The 22093-nt window shown below is 66.0% G+C and carries 17 protein-coding genes; 13 read left to right on the top strand and 4 right to left on the bottom strand.

Annotated features, from left to right (window positions below; all coding sequences use genetic code 11):
- Positions 1-35: 35 nt before the first annotated feature.
- From K0B96_RS12265 to K0B96_RS12215, 11 genes are all read left to right on the top strand, one after another.
- Complete coding sequence (locus K0B96_RS12265; RefSeq protein WP_220161185.1) at positions 36-1160, top strand: UDP-N-acetylglucosamine--N-acetylmuramyl-(pentapeptide) pyrophosphoryl-undecaprenol N-acetylglucosamine transferase; 1125 nt, start codon at positions 36-38, stop codon at positions 1158-1160.
- Positions 1161-1206: 46 nt separating this feature from the next.
- Positions 1207-3501 (top strand): UDP-N-acetylmuramate dehydrogenase, encoded by a 2295-nt coding sequence (gene murB / locus K0B96_RS12260; protein ID WP_220161184.1) that lies wholly within the window; start codon positions 1207-1209, stop codon positions 3499-3501.
- On the top strand, positions 3498-4424 hold the full coding sequence (locus K0B96_RS12255) for a D-alanine--D-alanine ligase family protein (protein WP_220161183.1): 927 nt from the start codon (positions 3498-3500) through the stop codon (positions 4422-4424). Before murB ends, K0B96_RS12255 begins: the two co-directional genes overlap by 4 nt.
- Entirely contained in the window at positions 4421-5392 is a 972-nt protein-coding gene (locus K0B96_RS12250) for a cell division protein FtsQ/DivIB (protein ID WP_220161182.1), read from the top strand. Before K0B96_RS12255 ends, K0B96_RS12250 begins: the two co-directional genes overlap by 4 nt.
- Entirely contained in the window at positions 5382-6599 is a 1218-nt protein-coding gene (gene ftsA / locus K0B96_RS12245; protein ID WP_220161181.1) for a cell division protein FtsA, read from the top strand. The genes K0B96_RS12250 and ftsA overlap by 11 nt, the downstream gene beginning before the upstream one ends.
- An 11-nt stretch (positions 6600-6610) precedes the next feature.
- Positions 6611-7903: a cell division protein FtsZ gene (ftsZ, locus tag K0B96_RS12240; protein ID WP_220161180.1), complete on the top strand. Its 1293-nt coding sequence runs from the start codon at positions 6611-6613 to the stop codon at positions 7901-7903.
- 290 nt (positions 7904-8193) lie between these two features.
- A complete protein-coding gene (gene obgE / locus K0B96_RS12235) occupies positions 8194-9231 on the top strand; it encodes a GTPase ObgE (protein WP_220161179.1) in 1038 nt (345 codons plus the stop codon).
- 17 nt (positions 9232-9248) lie between these two features.
- Entirely contained in the window at positions 9249-9761 is a 513-nt protein-coding gene (locus K0B96_RS12230; protein ID WP_220161178.1) for a GspE/PulE family protein, read from the top strand.
- 1 nt (position 9762) lies between these two features.
- Positions 9763-11472: a GspE/PulE family protein gene (locus K0B96_RS12225; protein WP_220161177.1), complete on the top strand. Its 1710-nt coding sequence runs from the start codon at positions 9763-9765 to the stop codon at positions 11470-11472.
- A 12-nt stretch (positions 11473-11484) separates the two neighbouring features.
- A complete protein-coding gene (locus tag K0B96_RS12220; RefSeq protein ID WP_220161176.1) occupies positions 11485-11985 on the top strand; it encodes a tetratricopeptide repeat protein in 501 nt (166 codons plus the stop codon).
- A 10-nt stretch (positions 11986-11995) separates the two neighbouring features.
- The gene (locus K0B96_RS12215; RefSeq protein ID WP_220161175.1) at positions 11996-12643 is read left to right on the top strand and encodes a LysE family transporter; all 648 of its coding nucleotides are present in this window, start codon (positions 11996-11998) and stop codon (positions 12641-12643) included.
- Between the two features lie 15 nt (positions 12644-12658).
- Here the strand turns inward: K0B96_RS12215 and K0B96_RS12210 are convergent, their stop codons facing one another.
- Together K0B96_RS12210 and mnmA are read right to left on the bottom strand one after the other, a co-directional pair.
- Entirely contained in the window at positions 12659-14827 is a 2169-nt protein-coding gene (locus K0B96_RS12210; protein WP_220161174.1) for an FUSC family protein, read from the bottom strand.
- Positions 14828-14907: 80 nt separating this feature from the next.
- The gene (gene mnmA / locus K0B96_RS12205) at positions 14908-16008 is read right to left on the bottom strand and encodes a tRNA 2-thiouridine(34) synthase MnmA (RefSeq protein ID WP_220161173.1); all 1101 of its coding nucleotides are present in this window, start codon (positions 16006-16008) and stop codon (positions 14908-14910) included.
- 300 nt (positions 16009-16308) lie between these two features.
- On the opposite strand from mnmA, the gene K0B96_RS12200 reads away from it, so the two are divergent.
- Positions 16309-18678, top strand: a complete 2370-nt coding sequence (locus K0B96_RS12200) for an alpha-amylase family glycosyl hydrolase (RefSeq protein WP_255558647.1) — start codon at positions 16309-16311, stop codon at positions 18676-18678.
- 56 nt (positions 18679-18734) lie between these two features.
- Here K0B96_RS12200 and K0B96_RS12195 read toward each other — a convergent pair whose 3' ends face one another.
- The gene (locus K0B96_RS12195) at positions 18735-19874 is read right to left on the bottom strand and encodes a CDP-glycerol glycerophosphotransferase family protein (RefSeq protein ID WP_220161172.1); all 1140 of its coding nucleotides are present in this window, start codon (positions 19872-19874) and stop codon (positions 18735-18737) included.
- A gap of 162 nt (positions 19875-20036) precedes the next feature.
- Between K0B96_RS12195 and K0B96_RS12190 the strand changes: the two genes are divergently transcribed.
- Positions 20037-21026: a glycosyltransferase family 8 protein gene (locus K0B96_RS12190; protein WP_220161171.1), complete on the top strand. Its 990-nt coding sequence runs from the start codon at positions 20037-20039 to the stop codon at positions 21024-21026.
- Positions 21027-21135: 109 nt separating this feature from the next.
- Here the strand turns inward: K0B96_RS12190 and K0B96_RS12185 are convergent, their stop codons facing one another.
- On the bottom strand, positions 21136-21873 hold the full coding sequence (locus K0B96_RS12185) for a tetratricopeptide repeat protein (protein WP_220161170.1): 738 nt from the start codon (positions 21871-21873) through the stop codon (positions 21136-21138).
- Positions 21874-22093: the final 220 nt, after the last annotated feature.

Below are 22093 nucleotides of genomic sequence, written 5' to 3'. Positions count from 1 at the left end.
GGGCGCAACGCAAACAACCAAGGAGGGGACGAAGCATGAGCAAGTTTCTGATTTCCTGCGGCGGCACGGGCGGACATTTGTCGCCCGGCATTTCCCTCGCGGAAGGGTTAACGGATCGCGGCCACGAGGTGGTGCTGCTGATCAGCACGAAGAAGGTGGATGCGCGCCTGGCGGAGAAATATCCGCAGTTTAAATTTCTTCGCGTGCCGGGATCGGCGTTCGGGTGGAGCCCGTGGAAGATGGCGCGCTGCGTGTTTTCGCAGGCGCACGGTTTTCTGTTTTCGCTCCGCCTGGTGCGGCGTTCGCACGCGGACGCCGTGGTCGGATTCGGTGGTTTTACGTCGGCCGCGATCGTGCTGGCGGGGCGACTGGCGGGCGTGCGTGTGGCGGTGCACGAGTCGAACCGGGTGCCGGGACGCGCCGTGCGGTTGTTCGGGCGGTTCGCGGACCGCGTTTATCTGCCGCTGGGGATCCGGCTGGCGAGCGTGCGCACCAAGGCGACCCGGCATGTGGGCATGCCGGTGCGGCGGGAGATCAAGCGTTTGCCGCGGGCGACGGCGTGCGAGGCATTTGGCCTCGATCCGGGGCTGCCGGTGCTCGCGGTGTTTGGCGGCAGTCAGGGCGCGGCGCCGCTGAATCAATGGGTGACGGACAACGTGGAGGCGCTCGCGCTGGAGGGCGTGCAGATTTGTTGCGTGACGGGGATGGGCAAGGGGCAGCCGGAGAGTCGCGAATTGCGTTCGAAGCATGGCCGGCCGGTGCGCGTGGTGTTCATGCCGTTTTGCGATCGCGTGGCGGATCTTTTGTCGGCGGCGGATTTGGTGTTGTCGCGGGCGGGCGCGGGCACGCTGGCGGAACTCATCCGCTGCGAAACGCCGGCGATTCTCGTGCCCTATCCGCAGGCGGCGGACGATCATCAACGGGCCAACGCGGCGTTTTTCGAGCGGCAGGGCGGCGGGGTGGTGGTCGATCAAATGTTCATTGCGAGCCTGCGCGCCGAGGTGCTCGACACGATTTTCAACGACTGGCTGCTGCGCCGCTTCCGCACGAACCTGCAGCGGATGGACCGGGCAAATTCGCTCGATCTGATGCTACGGGATCTCGAGGAACTCACTGCGCCGCCCGCGCGCCGGCCGGCGCTGGCCGTGGCCGCCACTTGATTCTCCGCGCTGTGCCTGCCTCACTCGCAAACCCGGAGCTTTCGCGATGACGCGCGACGTATTGCCGCCTTTGTTTGGGCGCACCGTGCAGCGCGTCCACTGCATCGGCGTGGGCGGAATGGGGCTGGGGCCGCTCGCGATTTTTCTCGCCCGCTCGGGATGGACAGTGACGGGAGAAGACGATGCGTTGAGCATGGAAATGCGGCGGCAATTGCAGCGCGGAGGCGTCGTCATCGCACCGCTGCCCGAGGCGTGCGATCTGGTCGTTTATTCGTCGGCGATCGCCCCGGCGCACGCCGCCAGTGCGGCCGCCGGTGCGCGGGGAATTCCGCGGGTGCGGCGCGGCGAGATGCTGGCCGCCGTGACGGCTGGTCGGCGGCTGGTGGCCGTCTGCGGCTCGCACGGGAAGACTACGACGACCGCGATGCTGATCACGGTGTTGCGGCGCGCAGGCGTGGACGCGGGTTATGTGTTGGGCGGACTTTTCAACGGTGGCGCGGCGCCGGCGCAGGCGGGCGCGGCGGATTGGGTCGTGGCGGAAATCGATGAGAGCGACGGCACGATCGGCCAGTTTGCGCCCGAGCTCACGGTCGCGGTGAATCTCGATTGGGATCACCCGGATTTCTATCGGAGCGCGGGGGCGTTGGAGACGGCGTTTGCGGACTTGTTTCAACGCACGCGAGGGGAGGTGCTGGTGGGTGGGCCGACTCGCAACGGCGCGCAGGAGATCGACGTGGGACCGCAAAAACGTGCGTGGACGTTCGGGTTGGAGCAGGGCGCCGATTTCGAAGCGACGTTGGTCGCGGATGAAGGCGGCCGGATGACGCTCCGGCTCAGCGGCAAATTTCAGGCGGGCGAGGCGACGGTGCGGGCGCGGGGCGAATTCAACGCGCGCAACGCGACGGCGGCGCTGGCGGCGGCGCAGCTGATGGGCGTGGCGCTCACGGGCGACGAGCTCGCCGACTTTCCGGGCGTGCGGCGGCGGCAAACGGTGCTCTCCACCGTGGGCGGCGTGACGGTGATGGAGGACTATGCGCATCACCCGGCGGAGATCCGGGCGTTGCTGGCGAGTTTGCGGCGGCCAGGCGGCGTGTTGCGGGTGGTGTTTCAGCCGCACCGGTTCAGCCGCACAGCGCAGTTCAAGGCCGAATTTGCGGACGCCCTCGCGCAGGCGGATGCGGTTTACCTGCTGGATGTTTACTCCGCGGGAGAAATGCCGGTCGCGGGCGGGACCTCGGCGGAAGTCGCGGATGCGTTGCACCGGGCGGCGCCGGCGTTGGCGGTGCATTATGCGGCGGGCGACGGCGGGTGGAGTCAGCGACTGACGGCGGAAGTGCGGAGCGGTGATGTCGTGGTGTTTGTGGGCGCGGGCGACATCGAGCGCCGCGCGCGGGAGTGGCTCGCCGCGCGCTGGGATGGGCTGGCAGCGGAAATTTCGCAGGGCGTGAGCGCAGCGACGAAGGTGCGGCGCGAGGAATCGCTCGCACCGAAGACGACGATGCGCGTGGGCGGAGCGGCCCGGATTTATGTGGAGCCGGCGACAGCGGAGGATTTGCGGGCAACGGTGGCAGCGGCCCGCGCGCGCGGGGTGCGGTGGTTGATGCTCGGGCGCGGATCGAATCTGGTGGTGCCGGATGAAGGCGTGGACGGCGTGGTGATCTCGCTCGCCGCGGCGGCGTGGGCGACATTCGAGGCGCGCGGCGACGGGCGCGTGTGGGCGGGCGCGGGGTTGCGTTTGAAGAATTTGTGCGGGCTCGCGGCGAAGGCGGGTTTAACGGGTTTCGAATTTCTGGAAGGCGTGCCGGGAAATCTGGGCGGCGCGTTGCGGATGAACGCGGGTGCGATGGGCGGATGGACGTTCGATGTGGTGGAGGCAGTGACGTTGATGGACGCCGACGGCACGGTGCGGACGCTGCCGAAGGCGGAGATGGAGGTGGGTTACCGGCATTGCGCGGAATTGAAGAACGCGGTGGCGCTGGGGGCATTGTTGCGGCCCGCGGCGCAGGTGGAAGCGGATGCGGTCAACCGGCAGCTCGATGTTTACCGCCGCAAGCGGCAGGAGAGTCAGCCGCGCGAGCCGAGTGCGGGATGCATTTTTAAGAATCCACCGGGGACGTCGGCGGGGCGGTTGATCGACGAGAGCGGCTTGAAGGGCGCGCGGGTCGGCGAGGCGGAGGTGTCGGCGGTGCACGCAAATTTCATCGTGAATCGCGGGGGCGCGACGGCCGGCGACGTGCTGGAATTGGTGCGGCACGTGCGCGCACGGGTGCGGCGCGCGACGGGAGTGGAACTCGAGCCGGAAGTGATATTGTTCGGCCAGACGTGGGAGGAAACCTTGTGACGACTCCAATCATTGCGGTCCTGTGCGGAGGCACTTCGTCGGAACGCGAAGTGTCGATCGGCTCGGGCAGGGCGTGTGCGATCGCGCTCGCCCGCTCGTTTCCCACCTGCCTCATCGACGTGACGGCGGAAGCGTTGCCGGCGGCGCTGGATCGGGAGCGCCACGTGGTGTTTTCGACATTGCACGGCACGTTTGGCGAAGACGGCGGCATGCAGCGGTTGCTGGATGCGGCGGGCATCGCGTATGCCGGGTGTGACGCCACGGCGAGCGCACTGACGATGGACAAGACGCGCACGAAGCAGGCGGTCGCGGCGTGCGGGGTGCGTTCGCCGCGCGGGTTGACGTTCAGCGCGGCCAACAAGCCGACGGCGGAGCAAGTGATGGCGGAGTTGGGCGCGCGCGTCGTGCTGAAGCCCAACAACGAAGGCAGCAGCGTGGGTCTGTTTCTGGCGGATGATCGCGCGGCGTTGACGGCGGCGTTGGCGAGCGCGACGAGTGGAACCTGGCTGGCGGAGGAGCGGATCGTGGGCCGCGAGTTGTCGGTGGGCGTGCTCGCCGGTCGCGCGATGGGGGTGGTGGAGATCCGGCCGAAATCGGGCGTCTACGATTACGCGAGCAAATACACGAAAGGCCTGACGGAGTATCTGGCACCGGCGCCGTTGGCGGATGAGGTGACGCGGGCGGTGCAGCAGGCGGCGGCGGCGGCGGTTGCGGCGTGCGGCGGGCGCGACTACGCGCGCGTCGACTTCCTGTTAAAAGAAAACAACGAGGCGTTTTTTCTCGAAATCAACACGCTGCCCGGCATGAAAGAAACGAGTCTGCTGCCGATGAGCGCGCGCGTCGCGGGGATGGATTTTACGGCGTTGGTTCGGGCGATGGTCCTACCCGCGGTGGAGCGTTTTCAGGTGGCGAAGCGCGCATGAGTTCACCTTCCAACAATTCTCCGGCCACCCGCCACTGGCGCGATATCCCGCAGCAGGTGAAGCCGCGCGCGATGTCGAAGGGCGGGCGGCGGCGTTTGTTCTGGAGCAGTTTGCGGACGATGGTGGGCGTGGTGGCGCTTGGTTTGATCGGTTGGGCCACTTGGGCGGCGGTGCATTCGTGGCAGAACAGTTCCGGGCGGGTATCGCACGCGGTGCCGGCGACGCCGATCTCCGAAATCGTGCTTGTAACGGATGGTGTGCTCGAGCGCACGTGGCTGGTCGATACGCTGGCGCTGCCGCGCGGGGCGACGTTGATGGAGCTCGATTTGATGCGGTTGCGCGAACGTCTGCTCGCGAGCGGGCAGGTGCGCACGGCGGTGTTGACGCGCAATTTCCCCTCGACGCTGGTGGCCACGCTGTCCGAGCGCGCGCCGGTGGTGCGGGTGAATGCGCAGGCGCCCGGCGACGCGGCGCCGAAGACGTTGCTGGTGGCGCGCGATGGCGTGGTGTTTTCTGGCGCGGGTTTCGATCCGGCGATGATCGCCACATTGCCGTGGCTCGACGGCGTGCGACTCGTGCGCAGCGGCAGCGGGTTCGCGTCGATCGATGGAATGGGGGCGGTGGCCGAACTGCTCAGCAAGGCGAAGTTCGAGGCGGAGCATCTCTACCGGAAGTGGCGCGTGGTTTCGCTCGAACGTTATGCGTCGGACGGCGAATTGGTCGTGACCGCCGACGACGGCTTGAAGATGCGGTTCAGCGTCAACGACGACTATTTTCGCCAGCTCGCGCGGCTGGATCTGGTGTTGGACTATACCAACAATCCTGCGCGTCCGCAGGCGGCCATCGATCTGGCGCTGGGCGGCCAGGTGCCGGTGACGCTGACGCCGGAAGTCGTCGCCGTGCGTGGGTCGAAATCACTTTCCCGTCCGTCAAAGAATCCTTCGTCCAAATCATCCCGTGAGTTCTAAAAGCCGCATCATCGGAGCCGTTGAAATCGGCACGTCCAAAGTCACCGTCCTCGTGGGCGAGCTCAACGGTCGCGAGTTGTCGCTGATCGGCCACGGCGAGTGTCCGTCGCGCGGTATCATCAAGGGCGCGGTGGTGGACTATAAAGCCGCCAGCGATTGCACGCACGCGGCGCTGGAATTCGCGGAGCGCGACGCACACGAGCGCATCGACCAAGTGTTCCTGGCGTTGACCGGGGGGCATCTCGAAGGGTTTTACAATGAAGCGACCGTGAGTGTGAAGGCGGCGGACAACATGATCAGCGCGGGCGACATCGCGACGGTCAGCCAGTTGGCGCAATCGAAAGAGCTGCCGGCGGGACGCATGGTGGTGCATCACATCCGCCGGCCGTTTCGGGTCGATGGCCGGTTGGTGCCGACCTCCCCCGAACATCTCGTGGGCCAGCGTCTCGGGGTCGGTTACTGGAGCGTGCACGGCGCCGAAAACAAAATCGCCGACGCGATCCACGTGATCGGGGGCTTCAATCTTGAGGTTTCGGAGCTCGTGCTCGCGAGCCTCGCCTCGGGCTACATGATCACGTCGGCGGAAGACCGGCAGCACGGTTCGCTGGCGATCGACATCGGCGCGGGCACGACGGACTACGTGCTCTATCGCGACGGTGTGCCGCACACGACCGGCGTCGTCGCGGTGGGCGGCAGTCATTTGACGAACGACCTGAGCATCGGGCTGCGTCTGACCGAGAACCAGGCGGAGAAGTTGAAACTGCGCTTCGGGCGGGCGTTGGTGCAGGCGCGCGATCGCGGGGAGAAGGTGTGGCTGGAAGGCAATTTCGCGATCGGCGATCGCCAGTTTCCCCGTCACACGATCGAACAGATCACCGCGGCGCGTGTGTGGGAATTGCTGGAAGTGGTGAAGAAGCAACTCGGCGCGGCGTTCGAACCGGAAGCGTGCGGCGGAGGCGTGGTGCTCACGGGCGGCACGGCCAAGCTGCCGGGCATGGCCGAGGCAGCGGCGAAAGTTTTCGGCGTGACAGCGCGTCTGGGGGAGGCGCCGCCGCGGTTGAAGGAGAGTTTGCGTGATCCTGGCTACAGCGCCGCGCTGGGCCTGCTCTATTACGGACTGGCGGCGCGCGCCGAGCGGGCGGCGATGCCGACCCGGCGCGGCGGCAGTTTCCTCCGCTCGATGTCGCGCTTGTTCGCCAACACCTGATTCGCGCCGCCATGAACATTAACGAACTTCCGCTGGAGAACGAAATTCTGACCGATCGCAATGTGGCGATCAAACTGGTGGGCGTGGGTGGCGCGGGCGCGAATGCCGTGGACCGCCTCAAGATGGAAAACCTGGAGCGGTTGCAGCTCTCCGTGATCAACACGGATTACCAGGCGCTTTCGTCGTCGCCGGTGCAGGACAAAGTCTTGATCGGCATGGGCGTGACGCGCGGCCTCGGGGCGGGCGGCGATCCGGATCTGGGGCGCGAGGCGGCCGAGGCGGATCGCGAAAAGCTCAACAACGTCGTCAAGGACTGCGATCTGGTGTTTCTACTCGCCGGCATGGGCGGCGGCACGGGCAGCGGCGCCGCGCCGGTGATTGCGGAAGCGGCGGCGGAGGCGGGCGCGCTCGTGATCGCGTTCGTAACGATGCCGTTCAGCTTCGAAGGCGGGCGACGGATCAAGCAGGCGGAGGAAGGTTTGCAGGCGTTGCGCCGCGTGTGCGACGCAGTGATTCCGCTGCCGAATGACATTCTGCTGCAGGAAGCGGCGCCGAATGAAACGGTGCTGGATTCGTTTGGCCGCGCGGACGAGTGGATCGGGCGCGGCGTCAAATCGATCTGGGCGATGTTATCGCGCACGGGGTTGATCAACCTGGATTTCGCGACGCTGCGCCAGGCGTTTCAGACGCGGGGCGGCAAGACGTTGTTCGGCCTCGGCGAAGGCGTGGGTGAAAACGCGGTGGCGGATGCGCTGGAGAGTTTGAAGCTCTGCCCGCTGCTCGCGACGCCGGAGTTCTCGCGCAAAGCGGACCGGCTGCTGGTCAACATCGTCGGCGGCACGGACCTGACGTTGCCCAAGGTGAACGAGCTGATGACGGCGGTTGCGGAGCAATTTGGGCGCGAGCCGCACATCATCATGGGCGCGGTGATCGATGAGAGCCTCCAAAACCGCGTAGAAGTCTGCGTGCTCGGCACGAGCGATCTGGGCGGGCGCGTGAGCGCGCCGCGGCGGACACCACCCAACCGGACGCCGGCGCGCACCCCGGCCGAGGCTCCGCAGGGAGGAGCGCAGCCTGCCGCAAAGACCGCCGCGCCCGTAGCGGAGCCGGTGGCGGCGTCGACCGCGGCGCACGCGGAGTCCGAAGGTGAGGCGGGCGCCAAGGCGCCCGTGGCGCAAAACGAATTTGGGTTCGGCGAACTCGAAACGCGCGGTCAGTTCGACAAGACCGATCGCACGATGTTTGAGGGGCACGATCTCGACGTGCCGACGTATCTGCGCAAGGGCATCCGACTGGTGTTGTGACGCCGGGGAGCCGCGGTTGCGTGGCCGCCGGCGGGGAAACGCCGATCGGGACCGCTGCTCCCGAGCACCAAAGATTGCGCGAGTGAAGCGCGCCCGCCGGCCGCGTGTCTGCCGGCGTGGCGGCGCACGTTCTGCCCGTTTGGAGAGAGCCTCGTGCTCCACGGAGTCCACGTCGGGCCCATCTCGCGATACGGGGCGAGCGGACCGCCGGTTGCGCCGTCTCAGCGGCGCGTTCGCGGCCCGAAGCGGGTCGCCCTTGGCAAAGGCGGGGGCTTCTGCATCGTGACGACATGTTTGTTGATGAATGCGTGATCAAGGTGCAGGCCGGCGACGGCGGACGCGGCTGCGTGAGCTTTCGCCGCGAAAAATATGAGCCTTGGGGCGGACCCAACGGCGGCGATGGTGGCGACGGCGGCGATGTGGTGCTCGTGGGCGACGACGACACGAACAACTTGATCAACTACAAATACAAGCCGCACTGGCGCGCCGAGAAAGGCGAGCACGGTTTGGGCAAGGATTGCCACGGTCGCACGGGCAAACCCGCGTTGTTGAAAATGCCGCTTGGCACGGTCGTGACGAACGAGGCAACGGGCGAGGTGGTGGCGGAAATCGTCGAGGATGGTCAGCAGATTGTGCTCTGCAAAGGCGGTAACGGCGGGTTCGGAAACACGCGGTTCAAGTCATCCGTCAACCGCGCACCGCGCGAAGCGAAACCGGGGCTGCCCGGCGAACGCGGGGAGTTTCGGCTGGTGCTCAAGAGTATCGCGGATGTCGGCCTCGTCGGTTATCCGAATGCGGGCAAATCGTCGCTCACGACGGCGATCACCAAGGCACGGCCGAAGACGGCGCCGTATCCGTTCACGACGCTGCATCCGCAGATCGGCGTGATCGAGTTTCCGGACGAAGTGAAAGGCGACCGGCGTCTGCTGCTGGCGGATGTGCCGGGTTTGATCGAAGGAGCGAGCGACAATCGCGGGCTCGGGCATCGGTTTTTGCGCCACATCGAACGGTGTGCGCTGCTGCTGTTTCTGGTGGACATGGCGGGGGTCGACGATCGCGATCCGCGCGAGGACTACGCCGTCTTGTTGCACGAACTGGGACTCTACGACGAGGCGCTGTTGAAGAAGCCGCGGCTCGTGGCGGCGAACAAAATGGATCTGCCGGCGGCGAAGGCGAATCTGACGAAGTTCAAACGCCGGCACAAAGTAGACGTCGTGAGCATCTCGTGTCTCGAGGGCAGCGGTTTGGATGAGTTGAAGAAGGAATTGTTAAAACGCGTGGGAAGGTTACGCGCGCGGGAAAAGAAATCGCCAGTTGCAGCAGGTTAAATCAGGGTCGCGCGTCCATGGCTTCGGAGCATCTGCCTCTTCTTCGGCGCGCGAATCGTCTGCTCGGCGCAAACCTCGTCGAGCACAACCTCGTCAAGCTGGAGGATCTGGAGACCGCGAACGAGCGGTTGCTGGAAATCGTCGCGGCGGATCAACCGCGGCAAAGCACGTTGCTGGGCATTCTTGCGTATGAAATGAAGGTGCTGCGCGAGGAAGACGTGTTGCAGTTCTGCATCGACGAAGAGCGGCTCGGGCTCGCGGATATCCGCGATTACGACATTACGGACGAGGTGAAACGCGCTTTGGACCCGGACGTGTGCTGGGCGACGTGGTCGGTGCCGTTCGACCGCGAAGAGGATTTTCATTTTGTCGCCACGGCGTATTACCTGAGCCCGGCGGTGCGAACGTTTTGGGAGAAGCGGCTGGAAGGGCGCATTCTGTGGTATGGCACGACGTTGGAAGTGATCGCGGATTTTCTCGAACGTCTTGAGACGGAGCGCGCGGCGACCGCACCCAAACCGGTGACCTGACATGCCGCTCGGAAAACATCAGTCCCAAATCGTGGCGCGGCTGGTCGCGCAGGAGCGGCTCTTGCAGGAGCAGGCGGATGCGATCGACGCACGGCCCGACGAGCTCAACGGCGATGCGTTGGAGCGCGTGCTGCAGGAGGAGATGCACATCACGCCCTGGCAGTTGCTGGAGGCGAAGGCGCACGTGCTGCGGCTGGCGCCCTACAACGTGGCGCGCCACCGCGTGACGCAGGCGACCTTCGAGCGGTTGACGACGGCGTTTTGTGAGGAGCACGCGGTGCTGCCACTGGGGATGGCGGGGGATATTTTCCTGCTGGCAGTGGTGAACGGCTTCGATGAAGGAGTCGCCACCAAGGTGACGGAAATCACCGGCCGGCGCGTGGTGCGGCTGCTCGTGCGCGAAAAGGATTTGCGCGACAAATTCAGCAAGACCCAGGAGCGCGTGAGCGCCGGGTTCAGCGATGTGGTGCAGCAGATCGGGGCGGAGTTCGGACACGTGGCCGATGCGACGGAGGACGAACTCACCAACGAGGAGTCCGGACCCATCATCGAGCTCGCGAATCGCATCATCGAGGAGGCGTATTATTGCGGCACGAGCGACATCCACATCGAGCCGCAGGAGAAGGATATGGTGGTGCGGTATCGCGTGGACGGCGTGTGTCACGAGCGTCTGCGGCTGCCGGCGAAAGTGGGGCCGGCGCTCGTCGCCCGGCTCAAGATCATGTGCAACCTGGACATCGCCGAGCGCCGGCTGCCGCAGGACGGGCGCATCGTGTTCAAGCAATTCACGAAGCAGAATCTCGATCTCGATCTACGCGTGTCGACCGCGCCGTTGAACTACGGCGAAGGCGTGGTGATGCGTATTCTCGACAAGCAAAAGACGACGCTGCCGCTGCCGGCACTCGGGTTCACGGAGGAGAATCTCGTGAAATACCGGGACTGCATCCGCCAGCCTTACGGCATGATTCTGCATTGCGGGCCGACGGGTTCAGGCAAGTCGATGACGCTTTATTCCGCGCTGAATGAAGTGAACACGCCCGACATCGTGGTGCGCACGGCGGAGGATCCGATCGAATACACGCTGCCGGGGTTGAACCAAATGCAGATGCACCGGCAGATTGGTCTGACGTTTGCCTCGGCGTTGCGCGCGTTTTTGCGGCAGGATCCGGACATCATCCTGGTGGGAGAAATCCGCGATCGCGAAACGGCGAACATCGCCGTGGAGGCGGCGTTGACGGGGCATTTGCTGATCTCGACGCTGCACACGAACGACGCGCCGTCGACCGTCGCCCGGTTGACCGACATGGGCGTGGAGCCGTTTATGATTTCATCGTCGTTGTTGTGCGTCTGCGCGCAGCGGCTGATGCGGCGGGTGTGCAAGACGTGTCGCGTGCCATACGAGCCGGAAGGGCGGGAGCAGGCGATTTTGGAGAAGGCGATCGGCTGGAGCGGGCAGATTTTTCGCGCGAATCCGAAAGGCTGCGCGAAGTGTGGCGGCAGCGGTTACAAGGGCCGCGTGGGCATCCACGAATTAATGATCACCAATGAGGAACTGGTGGAGGCGATCAACAAGGAGATGGAGTCAGCCGAGTTGAAGAAGATCGCGATGCGCGGCGGCATGAAGACGCTGCACCAGGACAGCATGTTGAAAGTGAAGGACGGGGTGACGACGCTCGCCGAGGCGATCTCGACGGTGCCGCCGGACATGTGATTGGCTGAATCTATGAAACGCCTGTTGTTCGTCGTCCTCGCCCTTGCGCTGCTGGGGGAAACCGGTTGCAAACCGAAACGCGAGCCCACGTCGCTGGAGCGCAAAAAGGCGGAGAGCCTGCTGACGGAGGCGAATTTTGCGGAGACGATGCGCGACTGGCCGCGGGCGGAGAAACTTTACGCGGAAGCGGGAAAGTTGACGCCGGGCGATGGCGATCTGTGGTTGCAGCTCGGCACGATCCGCCGACGGCAGGACGATCGCAACGGGGCGAAAAAGGCGTATGCGAACGGCCTCGATGCGTATCGCGCCGCCTACAAAAAGGACGGAAAGAATCCCACGCCATTGATTCAGCAGGTTTACGCGCTGGCGTTGCTCGGGCGGGTGGACGAAGCGAGGAAGACCCTGGCGCAAGCGCGGCTGAAGCACGCGGACAATGCGGCCGTGCGCAATTTCACGGACGCGAAATTCGACCAGTGGCTGGCGTCGGCGGATTTCAAAGCGGCGGCGTTGTGAGTGACGCGGGATGCGCGCGTATGAGCTCGAGTTTCTGACCGTCGCGGGCGCCCACCTGCTGGCGGTGATGAGCCCGGGACCGGACTTCGCGATCGTCGTCAAGCAGAGCCTGCGGCACGGCCGGCGTCTTGCGGTGTGGACGAGTATCGGCATCGCGTGCGGGATTTTGCTGCACGTCAGCTACTCGCTGCTGGGGATTGGGCTGTTGATCAAAAGCTCGCCGTGGGCGTTTACGGTTTTGAAGTTCGCCGGCGCGGCCTACCTCGCGTGGATCGGCGTCAACGCATTGCGGGCGCGCGCGTCGCAAAATGCGCTGCAACCAGGGGGAGAGGCGGTCGCGCCGTTGGCGGCGGGACTGTCGGCGCGGGCGGCTTGGAACATCGGGTTTTTCACGAATGCGCTGAATCCCAAGGCGACGTTGTTTTTTCTCGCGCTGTTTTCGGTGGTCATCGATCCGCACACGCCGCGTTGGGTGCAGGCGGGCTATGGCGCGTGGATGGCGGTGGCGACGGGGGCGTGGTTCACGCTGGTGTCATTTTTCTTCACCCGGGAAAAGATGCGGCGCGTTTTTCTGCAGCACGGGCACTGGGTCGATCGCGTGATGGGCGTGGTGCTGCTGGGCTTCGCCGTGCGGCTGGCGCTGGCCACGGTCGGTTGAACGCAAGGCGCGGGCTCAGGCGAGTTGGCTGGCGGCGAGGAGGAGCGCGGTCGTCTCGGTGTTGACGCGGGCGAGTTGGGCGGAGATCCAGCGGTGGCGCTCGTCTTCGCCGGTGGGGATGGTCGCCTTTTCCAAGTCGGCAAGGAGGGTGCGGCAGGCTTCGTCACGCTCGGGGGAGGCGCCGGATGCGAGGCGCGTGGAGATGCCATCCAGCGCGCGTGCGGTGAGGTCGCCGAAGTGGGCGAGCGGGGGCGAAGCCAGAGGGGTGTCGGTGCTGAGATGCAGTGCGAGGCCGGTGAAGGCGCGGGTCAGGCGCTGGTTGCCGTTGGCGAGGGCGGCGAAAAGCTCCACGCGGGCCTGGTGGTTCTTGGGATCGCCGAACAGGCGTTGCAGCGAGGCGAAGACGTTGCTGTTGGCGACTTCAGCGGCGCGCTTGGCGGCGACGACCGGGGCATCATACGTGCCGCCCTGCGCGAGACGCTGCTGCAGGATCCGCCAGTAGTCGCGATTGGCGACCAAGGCCCGGGCGAGGATGGGGGGCAGCCGGTCGTTTTCCCACACGGGCCAGAAGAGCAGCGCCGCCAGCATCGCGAGCGCACCGCCGGCGGCGGTGGCGAGGAGGCGTTCGAGGGCGACGGCGTAACCGCCACCGGCGGCGCCGGCCGCACCGAGGAGGCACACGACCATGATCGTGACGAAGAAAACCGCGCGGCCGTAGTGGTTGCGGACGTAGTAAGCGAAACCGAACATCGTGAGTCCGATGATGGCGGTAAGGAGGCCGGCGGGGAGCGGCAGGGAGACAATGAGACTGGCGAGCGCGACGCCGGTGAGAGTGCCGAGGAGGCGTTGCGCAGCGCGCCGGCGGGTCGAGCCGTAGTCGGGCTGCAGCACGACGACGATCGTGAGTGGCAACCAATAGCCGTGGGCGAGGCCGAAGCCTTTGAACGCGGCGACGCCGGCCACGAGCAACACTGTGAGGCGGGCGGTGAAACGCAGAAGCGTGCGCGTGACGTGGGGGCGAAGATTCAAGGTCGCGGTGACCGGGCGCAGCGACCACGTGTTGACGTCGAAAAGCTCCAGCGAAAAGGCCCCGCGCTCGTCGGCGCGATCGATGGTGGCGCGGAGGCGGGCGCGCAACGTGGGGAGTTCGGCGGCGAGTTGGCGCAGCAACTCGGCGACCTGGCCGGCATCGGTGGAGGCGGGCGCTTGCGCGGCGAGCCGGGCCTGCAAGACGCGGAGGAGATTGCCGAGGCGCTGGAGGCGGACTTCGCAGGAGGCGAGTTGCGAGGGCTGACGGGAAATGACCGCGGTGGCGATGGAGCGCGCGAGGTTGGAGAGCGAAACGAGTGCGGGTTGCGCGGCGGCGGCGAGCGGGGCGAGAGCGGCATCGGCGCGCAGGCTGTCGAGGGCCGTGTGCAGCACGACGACGCGGGTGGCGAGGCGCGCGCCGGTGAGATGGAGTTCTTCCAAATGGGTTTGAAACGCGTGTGCCCGGCCGATGCGGGCGGCGGCGAGAGTCGCGTAGGTTTGATCGAGCGCGGTGCGGAGATCGCTTTCGAGTTGTGCGAGGTTGGCGGAGCGCGCGTCGGCGGTGCGCGGCTCATCGTTGGCGAGCGCGGCGAACAGATTGCCCAAGGCGAGCCAGCTTTCCGCGACGGCGCGACGGAGCGGATGTTGCGCGCGCCAAGGCCAGAGGAACGCCTGCAGCGCCACGCCGCCGAGTGCGCCACCGAGGGTGTAGATGGCCGCGCCAGCGTGGCCGGCGGGAATCGCGGGCGTCGCAAGTGCGATCAGAAACAGCAGGGCGGACGAAGCGGCGAGCGACGGGCCGTAGTCGGAGCTCAGGTGTCGCCAGGCTCCCATCAACACGCCCACGAGCGCGGTGAGCAGCACGGCGGCGAGGAGTGAGGCCGCGCCGCACACGCCCAGTTGAGTGGCGCCGGCGAGAATCGCGGCCATGGCGAGGAGCAGGCCGACCCGCAGGCGATAAGGGCCACGCACGTCGACCATGGCGACGCTTTGCGCGGCGATGGCGGAGAAGACGGCCAGGTGCGAGACGAGGCCGGCGTTCATCAACAAGACGGGCGGCATGAACGCGACCGTGGAGCGAACCGCGCGGGCGAGGTCCGGACGCAGCGCCTGCTGCGCGAAAGAGGCGCGGAGGCGGGCCGGGATGACGTTCATGGCGCCGTAATCGTGGCGGAGCGCTGCAAGGCGTCACGCGTTTTACGCGAAAAACGAGGGAGCGCGCGCACCTAAGCGGTTTACAGATAAACGCCGCCGCCGAGCAGTTGCTCGCCGCGATACAGCGCAAGGACCTGGCCCGCCGCGAGAGCGCGTTGCGGCGTGGCGAAGCGCACGAGGGCGCCGCCGTCGGCTGCGGGTAAATACTCAAGAGGGACGCGGGGGTCGCGGTAGCGGACACGGCCTTCGAGTGCCGCGGGCGTGCTGACGGGTGCACCGATCCAGCTCAGGTGGTGAACGCGAATTTCGCGACAGAAGAGGCCGGGGGCATCGGGACCATCGAACGCGACGAGCAGAGCGCGATCGGCGGCGCGTTTGCCGACGACCACGTAGTTTTGAAAATCGGTGTTCGAGGGGATGCCGATTCCGCGTCGTTGGCCGAGGGTGTAGAGATGCAAGCCGCGGTGAGTGCCGAGCACGGCGCCGTCGGTCGCGCGAACGATGGGGCCGGGTTGGTCGGGGACGAACGTGCGGAGGAAATCCTGCATCTTCACCTCGCCGATGAAGCAGATGCCCTGGCTGTCTTTTTTCGCGGCGGTGGCGAGGCCGGCTTCGTGGGCGAGGCGGCGGAGTTCGGGTTTGGGCAAATCGCCGATGGGAAAACGCGCATCACGCAACTGCTCCTGGTTAAGGAGCGCGAGAAAGTAGGACTGGTCTTTGTTTTTGTCCGCGCCCTCGAGGAGGGAATAGGTGGCGGGAGCATCGGTGAGGGCCGGCTTCGCGAGGACTCGCCGGGCGTAGTGGCCGGTGGCGATGGCGGTGAAGCCGTGATCGCGGCCCCATTGGCGGAAGACGCCGAACTTGATCTCGCGATTGCACATCACGTCGGGATTGGGCGTGAGTCCGCGCGCGTAACCGTCGAGCAGGTAATCAACAATGCGGGCGCGGTAATCGCGCATGAGGTTGACGACGTGAAACTCGATGCCGAGCTGGTCGGCGACGGCCCGCGCGTCGACGATGTCCTGCTCCCACGGGCAGTGGCCGATGACGTTTTCCTCGTTGATCCAGTTTTTCATGTAAGCGCCGACCACGTCGCAGCCCTGGCGCTGGAGCAGCAGGGCGGCGACGGAGCTGTCAACGCCACCGGACATGGCGACGAGGATTTTTTCACGCGCGGACACGCGAGGAGCGACGAAGGTCGGCGGCGGATTGTCAAATCTGCGCGGGGACCGGAGAAGGATTTACCGTCACGCTTGCGGCGACGCGGGGCGGTCGCAAAGTGGCGCGGTGCATCGGATTTTTACCCGGCCAAGGTTTGGCGAAGTGGCAGCATCGACCTGTGCGGCCGAACGAACGATCGCGAGGTGGCGGGCGACTGCCCAGACGCGAAGCGGGTCGAGTTTGACGAGCGAGGGGACGCAGTGAGCGGCCGGGCGAATACGATGGTGCGGGCGTGGCTCGAATCCGCGACGCGGGGCTATGTGGAATTTACGCGCGATTGGTCGGGCGACGCCGCCCCCGTGCTCGCGTTGCAGGGATTCGAGAACACGCGGCCGCACGTGACGTTTGCGGCGGCTCCGCGGGAAGCGGCCGCGACGCGTTACGGTTATTACGTGGATGACGGCGGCCGGGTGAATTTTGTGCTGCCGCGCGCGCCGGGGCGGAGTGAACGCATTTACGTGGCCGGCGATTTCAATGGCTGGCAGCAGGCCGTCGGGCAGGACAACTGGCTGCTCGAAGCAGGGGAACTGCTGGGTGAGCCGGTCTGGCGGCGCGCGGTCGAAGGAGCGGGGCTGCTGACGGAGCCGTGGCGGCGTTTTAAATTCGTGACCGCCGAGCATCAATGGGTGGGCGTGCCGGACAACGCTCCCAACCGCGTGACGGACGACGCGGGGCACGCGAATCGCGGCCTGGATCCGGCGCGGACTGGCGCGCAGTTGCATGCGTTCACCACGGCGGCCGCGTTGGATTTGGCGGAGACGTGGACGGTGCTGGCCATCGGCGCGGACGGGGTGGAGGCCGTGGCGGTGGAACCGGGCGATTTTTTCTTCGCGTTGAAAACGGAGCTGCCGCTGGGCGCGCTCGTGCGCCGCGGAGCGACGACGTTCCGGTTGTTTGCGCCGCGGGCGCGGCGGGTGCAGGTGCGTGCGGCGGCGATGGTGGCGGAGGTGGCGCGCGCGACGGCGTTTGACCTGGTGCGGCGCGCGGATGAACCGGCGGTGTGGGAGGTGACGGTGAACCAGAATCTGCACGGCTGGTTCTATAGCTATGCGATCGAGGGTCCGCGCGACGGGCGGGGTGTGAGCGAGCGGCATGAAGGCGTGCTCGATCCATACGCTTTCGCGGCGGTGGGACGGAAAGGGCCGGGCATGGTGCTGGACCAGGCGTGGATCGGACGCGGCGACCGCCGGGCGACGCCAAGATGGCAGGATCTGGTGATCGTCGAAGGGCACGTGCGCGATCTCGCGGCCAATGCGCCGATCAAGCTGAGTCCGGCGGAGCGGATGGGATTCACGGGCCTGCGCAAATGGGTGGAGAGTCCGGAATTCTACGTGCATGCGCTGGGCGCGAATTGTCTCGAGCTGCAGCCGGTGCAGGAATTCGACAGCCAGACACCCGCTGAATACCACTGGGGCTACATGACGGTGAACTGGTTCGCGCCGGCGAGTGCGTATGCGTTGAACGCGGAACGCGCCTCGGGCGTGCGCGAGCTGCAGGCGCTCGTGGCGGCGTGTCACCGGCGCGGGATCGCCGTGCTGCTGGATGTCGTGTTCAACCATGTGGGTGTGCCGCCGCATCTGATGGCGATCGACCGGCGCTACTATTTCGAGCAGGACGAGGCTGGCCGACTGACGAACTGGAGCGGGTGCGGAAACGACCTGCGGGCGTCAGCGGCGATGGCGCAGCGGCTGATCATCGACAGTTGCCGGCATCTGATCGAGGCGTATGGCGTGGACGGTTTTCGCTTCGATCTGGCAGAGTTGCTGGGCGTGGAGGTGTTGCGGGCCATTGAGACGGCGTTGAAGGAAACGAAGCCCGATGTGGTGTTGATTGCGGAGCCGTGGAGTTTTCGCGGGCACATCGCCGGCGCGTTGCGGGACACGGGCTGGAGTTCGTGGAACGATGGCTTTCGCGATTTCGTGCGCTCGTATGTGCGCGGGGGCGGATCGGCGGAGCGGTGCGCCTATTTCCTCAAAGGCTCGCCGTGGTATTGGTCGAAATGGCCGGCGCAGACGGTGAACTATACCGAGTCGCACGACGATCGCACATGGATCGACGTGATCACCGAGAACGGGGATTTCGACGGCTCGCGTCCGACCGATGCGGACCGCGTGCGCACGCATTTGATGGCGGCATGTCTGCTGGCGGCCGTGGGCATTCCGATGCTGGCGGCCGGGCAGGACTTCCTGCGCTCGAAGCACGGGGTGAACAACACGTATCAGCGGGGCGACCTGAACGCGCTGGATTACAAACGGGCCGAGGCGTTTGCGGCGACGCACGCGTATTTCGCGAATTGGATCCAGTTTCGCGCGGGCCGGCTTGGCCGACTGCTGCGGCTGTATTCTCCGCCGACGGAAACTTATTTTCGCGTGTTTGCGCCCGGCGATTCGACGGCGTGTGCGTTGCTCTACAATGCGGACGAATCGCAAGGGCGCGAGCGGCTGCTTTTCGCGATCAACCCGAACACGCATGCGGCGCGGCTGGTTTTCAACGACGAGAGCGTGCTGAACCGTGATTGGCGGCTGGTCGCGGATCAGGCGGCGTTTCGTTCGCCGGACGAAGCGTCAGAGCGGCTGCCGCATGAACTCGCCCTGCCGGCGTTGAGTTGCCGGTTGTGGGTGGACGAGTAGGCGGACGCCCGCGGGGCACGAGTTCGCGAGTGGCCCGCAGGGCGAGAGCTGGGCAGTTATTTGGACGATGTGAGTGCGACCGCGGGCGTCAGCGGGTCGGGGCGGAATCGTTGCGTCCAGCGGCGACGAGTGTCGGCGAGCGTGCGGAAGTGCGGAAGCAGGCGGGCAAAGGTGAGGCCGAAGGGCGAGAGGGCGAGCAACTCCAGTTCGGAGGCGACTTCGGGGGCGAGGCGATCGATGTGCGAAGCGAGGCGTTCGCCGGCGTGCCCGTCGGCCGTTGAACCAAACAAACGTTCACGGTAACGCGCGCGGTCGGCTTCGCCGTGGTGAGGATTAGCGAGCGCGCGATCGATGATGGTGGGCAGTGTTTCGATGTCGTCGACGGCGTCACCCATATCGCGCCACGCCCATTCGTAGCCGGACGGATCGTAATGCGGCGAGACGAGCCGCGCAGGATTGTTGATCAGCACGATGGGGCGGTTGAGTGCGAGAAACTCGAGCTGCACGCTGGAGGCATCACTGACGAGCACGTCCGCGGCGTTGAGCCATGGCATGACGTCGAGGCCGCGTTGTTCAAGGAGGATGACGTCATCGCGACCGCGGCACGCGTGGCGGAGCGTTTCCATCCACGGGGCGATCGAGGGCCGGGCGCCTTGCTGCACGAGTGGGTGCGGCTTGATGACGAGCATCGTGTCGGAGTGGCGGCCGCGGAGCAGATCGACGATGCGGTCGCCCAAGACCGGGAGCGAGGAAAGGCCTTCGTGCCAGGTCGGCGCATACAGCACCACGCGACGCCCGGGCGGGAGCGCGGCCGGGCGTTCGGCGACGAAGAGATTGTCCATCTGCACATAACCCAAAACCCAGTAGCCGCGTCGGGGGCGGACGCCACGGCGCAGAAAGTCGTAGCGCACGAACTCGCTCGTCACGCACACGTAATCGGCGGCGCGGAAGGAGCGTTCCGGCACGCCCTTGCTCGCGAGACCATGGCGGGTGTGGATAAAAATCGACCGTGGCAGATGCGCACGCAGGTGAAGGTAGGTGATGTCTTCGGCGGCCACGACGACATGGGGACGGAAGCGCGTGAGCGCGCGCGGATCGCCAGTGACCAGACACTCATGGCGAGTGCGCACCGCCGCGAGCGTGGTCCGGAAAATACTTTCGTGAAAAGGATAGCGAAGGAAGAAACCGATGCGCATGAGAAGAGGGGTGCCGCGAGAGCGAGGGTGAACACTTCGTAACGCATCTGCACGACAGGTGAGGGCGACAGCTTCCTGAACGTCGCATCAGGGTATGCCCGAAAATCACGTGAGAGGCGGGGGCTGGCTTGAAGCTGGTGGCCCGGGCGTGATCGTTCGTGCATGTCCTCCCGGCATGTCGACATCGCATTTTGTTGCGACGAAGGATACCTCCAACCGCTGACTGTCGCGGTGGAATCGTTGGTGGCGACGGCATCGCAGCCGTCGGCGCTGCGCGTATGGGTGGCGAGCCGGTCGTTGCAGCCGGAGATGCTGGGGCACCTCGCCAACCGGGTTGAATCGCTCGGCGGGGAATTTCACGTGGTGCCCATCGCGACGGATGACGCGCGATTGCGCGGCGCGAAGGTGGACAAGCACTTGAGCGTGGCGACGTATGATCGCTTGCTGCTGCCAGACGTGCTCCCCGCGGAGGTGACACGGGTGCTTTATCTGGATTGCGACATCGTGGTGTGCCGCGCGGTCGAGGAATTGTGGGCGGAGGACTTGGGCGCGCACAGTCTCGCGGCCGTGCAAAAGCCGCGCGCGGAGAATTTCGCGCGGGTCGGTCTTGCGTGCGAGGAAGACTACTTCAACGCGGGCGTATTATTGATGGACCTCGCACGATGGCGGGCGGAGCGGACGCATCTAACGGCGCTCGCCTATATCCAGCAGGAGGAAGGTCGGCTGGAATTCCACGATCAGGATGCGCTCAACCACGCCATTGCCGGCCGATGGACGCACCTCGATCGGCGGTGGAATCAGCAGTTCAAGTTTTTCGTACACACGGCCGGCTTTCTGCACATGACGGCGGCCGATTTGCGGCGGGTGCGCACGGATCCGTTTCTCGTGCATTTCACCACGGGGTCGAAGCCGTGGCACTACGACAACGCGCACCCGTTCCGGCATTATTTTTATGCGGCGTTGGACCGCACAATTTACGCGGGTTGGCGGCCTCAGCCGCGCGACTGGCGCGAGCGGGTGCACCGGTGGCGGTGCGCATGCGTGCCGCCCCATCTCGATCCGGCGGTCCTCCGGAATGTGTTTCGGCCCGGTTACAAGGCGTTAAAGGCGCGCCTGCGGCTGCGGGTGGCGCTGGCAGGAACACGGGGTTAACGCGTGGCGGGTGCGGCGCTCGCGAGGCGTGCAGTGCAGGCAGAAAAAAGCCGCCGCGGAAGGCGCGACGGCTGAGGTGAGGCAAGGCCTGCGGCGCTGGCGCGGGCGACTACTTGGTGCCGGGGACGTTTAATTTGACGGCGGGCGCGGCGGCTTCCGGAGCCGCGGCGGCAGGCGCGGAGGGGGCGGCGGGCTGTGTGGCGCGCAGCATCATGGCGCGCTGGGCCCACGGGCTGGTCGGGTCGAGGGCGATCAGTTGATCAGAGTATTTTCTCACGTCGTCCGCGGAGCCGTTGGCGCTGGCCAGGGTGGCGAGATGATAGATCGCTTCGGCGCGGATGCCCTTGAGCTGTTTGGCATCGTTGGCGAGCTGCTGCAGCGCAGCGGTGCCATCGGCGGTGCGGCCGGCCTGCAATTTCGCCATGGCGGCGCCGAGTTGGGCGCGGGCGCCGAGAATGGTGCCTTCGAGCTGGGGCGCGGCCTTTTCGTAACCAGTGAGAGCGTCGGCGGATTTGCCGGCGGCATACGCCTCGTCCGCGAGTCGGAGTTGGGCGACGCCGGCGAGGAGGTGGCCGTTATGCGCGGACGCGAAGGCGCGAAGCTGTTCCGGGGTGGAGGCCGCGGCGTAGTCCTGCTGGAGCGACTGTTCCTGCTTCGCCTGCCAGATTTCCCAAGCGCCCTTGCCCACCAAGACGAGGGCGACGAGCACGAAGAGGCCCAGAAGGGTGCCGCGATGGCGCTGCCAGAAGGCGTGCAATTTCTCCTCGGAGCTGGGAGCCGCGGGAGTAACGAGTTGGGGGTCGGCACCAGCAGGCGAGACGCTGGAGGATTTGGCAGGCTTGGTCATATCGAGAAAATCGGGATTGGAACGTGCGACCAAAACAGATGGGACCGACTCCGTAAAGGCGAGTTTTCCGCCGTGGCGCGAGGGAGGATTTCAGTCGCAAGCAACCGTTTTTCGTCTGCAAAAAAGGCCCCGGTTTTCGCGGTGAGGCCCGGAGGTGCGAGCGAACACAACTTCGCCGAGCCACGGGGTTTACGGGCGTAGACTTCGACGTCTTGGCGTT

Origin of the sequence: Horticoccus luteus, assembly GCF_019464535.1 — a bacterium.
GTDB lineage: Bacteria > Verrucomicrobiota > Verrucomicrobiia > Opitutales > Opitutaceae > Horticoccus > Horticoccus luteus.
The sequence above is the reverse complement of the archived record's forward strand: the minus strand, read 5'-3'. Positions and strand labels throughout refer to the sequence as shown.

What these genes read in the sequence shown, in the direction of transcription:
- K0B96_RS12265 (WP_220161185.1), top strand. Translation starts at nt 36, where the DNA reads ATGAGCAAGTTTCTGATTTCCTGCGGCGGCACGGGCGGACATTTGTCG.
- murB (WP_220161184.1), top strand. Translation starts at nt 1,207, where the DNA reads ATGACGCGCGACGTATTGCCGCCTTTGTTTGGGCGCACCGTGCAGCGC.
- K0B96_RS12250 (WP_220161182.1), top strand. Translation starts at nt 4,421, where the DNA reads ATGAGTTCACCTTCCAACAATTCTCCGGCCACCCGCCACTGGCGCGAT.
- ftsZ (WP_220161180.1), top strand. Translation starts at nt 6,611, where the DNA reads ATGAACATTAACGAACTTCCGCTGGAGAACGAAATTCTGACCGATCGC.
- obgE (WP_220161179.1), top strand. Translation starts at nt 8,194, where the DNA reads ATGTTTGTTGATGAATGCGTGATCAAGGTGCAGGCCGGCGACGGCGGA.
- K0B96_RS12230 (WP_220161178.1), top strand. Translation starts at nt 9,249, where the DNA reads ATGGCTTCGGAGCATCTGCCTCTTCTTCGGCGCGCGAATCGTCTGCTC.
- K0B96_RS12225 (WP_220161177.1), top strand. Translation starts at nt 9,763, where the DNA reads ATGCCGCTCGGAAAACATCAGTCCCAAATCGTGGCGCGGCTGGTCGCG.
- K0B96_RS12220 (WP_220161176.1), top strand. Translation starts at nt 11,485, where the DNA reads ATGAAACGCCTGTTGTTCGTCGTCCTCGCCCTTGCGCTGCTGGGGGAA.
- K0B96_RS12215 (WP_220161175.1), top strand. Translation starts at nt 11,996, where the DNA reads ATGCGCGCGTATGAGCTCGAGTTTCTGACCGTCGCGGGCGCCCACCTG.
- K0B96_RS12210 (WP_220161174.1), bottom strand. Translation starts at nt 14,827, where the DNA reads ATGAACGTCATCCCGGCCCGCCTCCGCGCCTCTTTCGCGCAGCAGGCG.
- K0B96_RS12195 (WP_220161172.1), bottom strand. Translation starts at nt 19,874, where the DNA reads ATGCGCATCGGTTTCTTCCTTCGCTATCCTTTTCACGAAAGTATTTTC.
- K0B96_RS12190 (WP_220161171.1), top strand. Translation starts at nt 20,037, where the DNA reads ATGTCCTCCCGGCATGTCGACATCGCATTTTGTTGCGACGAAGGATAC.
- K0B96_RS12185 (WP_220161170.1), bottom strand. Translation starts at nt 21,873, where the DNA reads ATGACCAAGCCTGCCAAATCCTCCAGCGTCTCGCCTGCTGGTGCCGAC.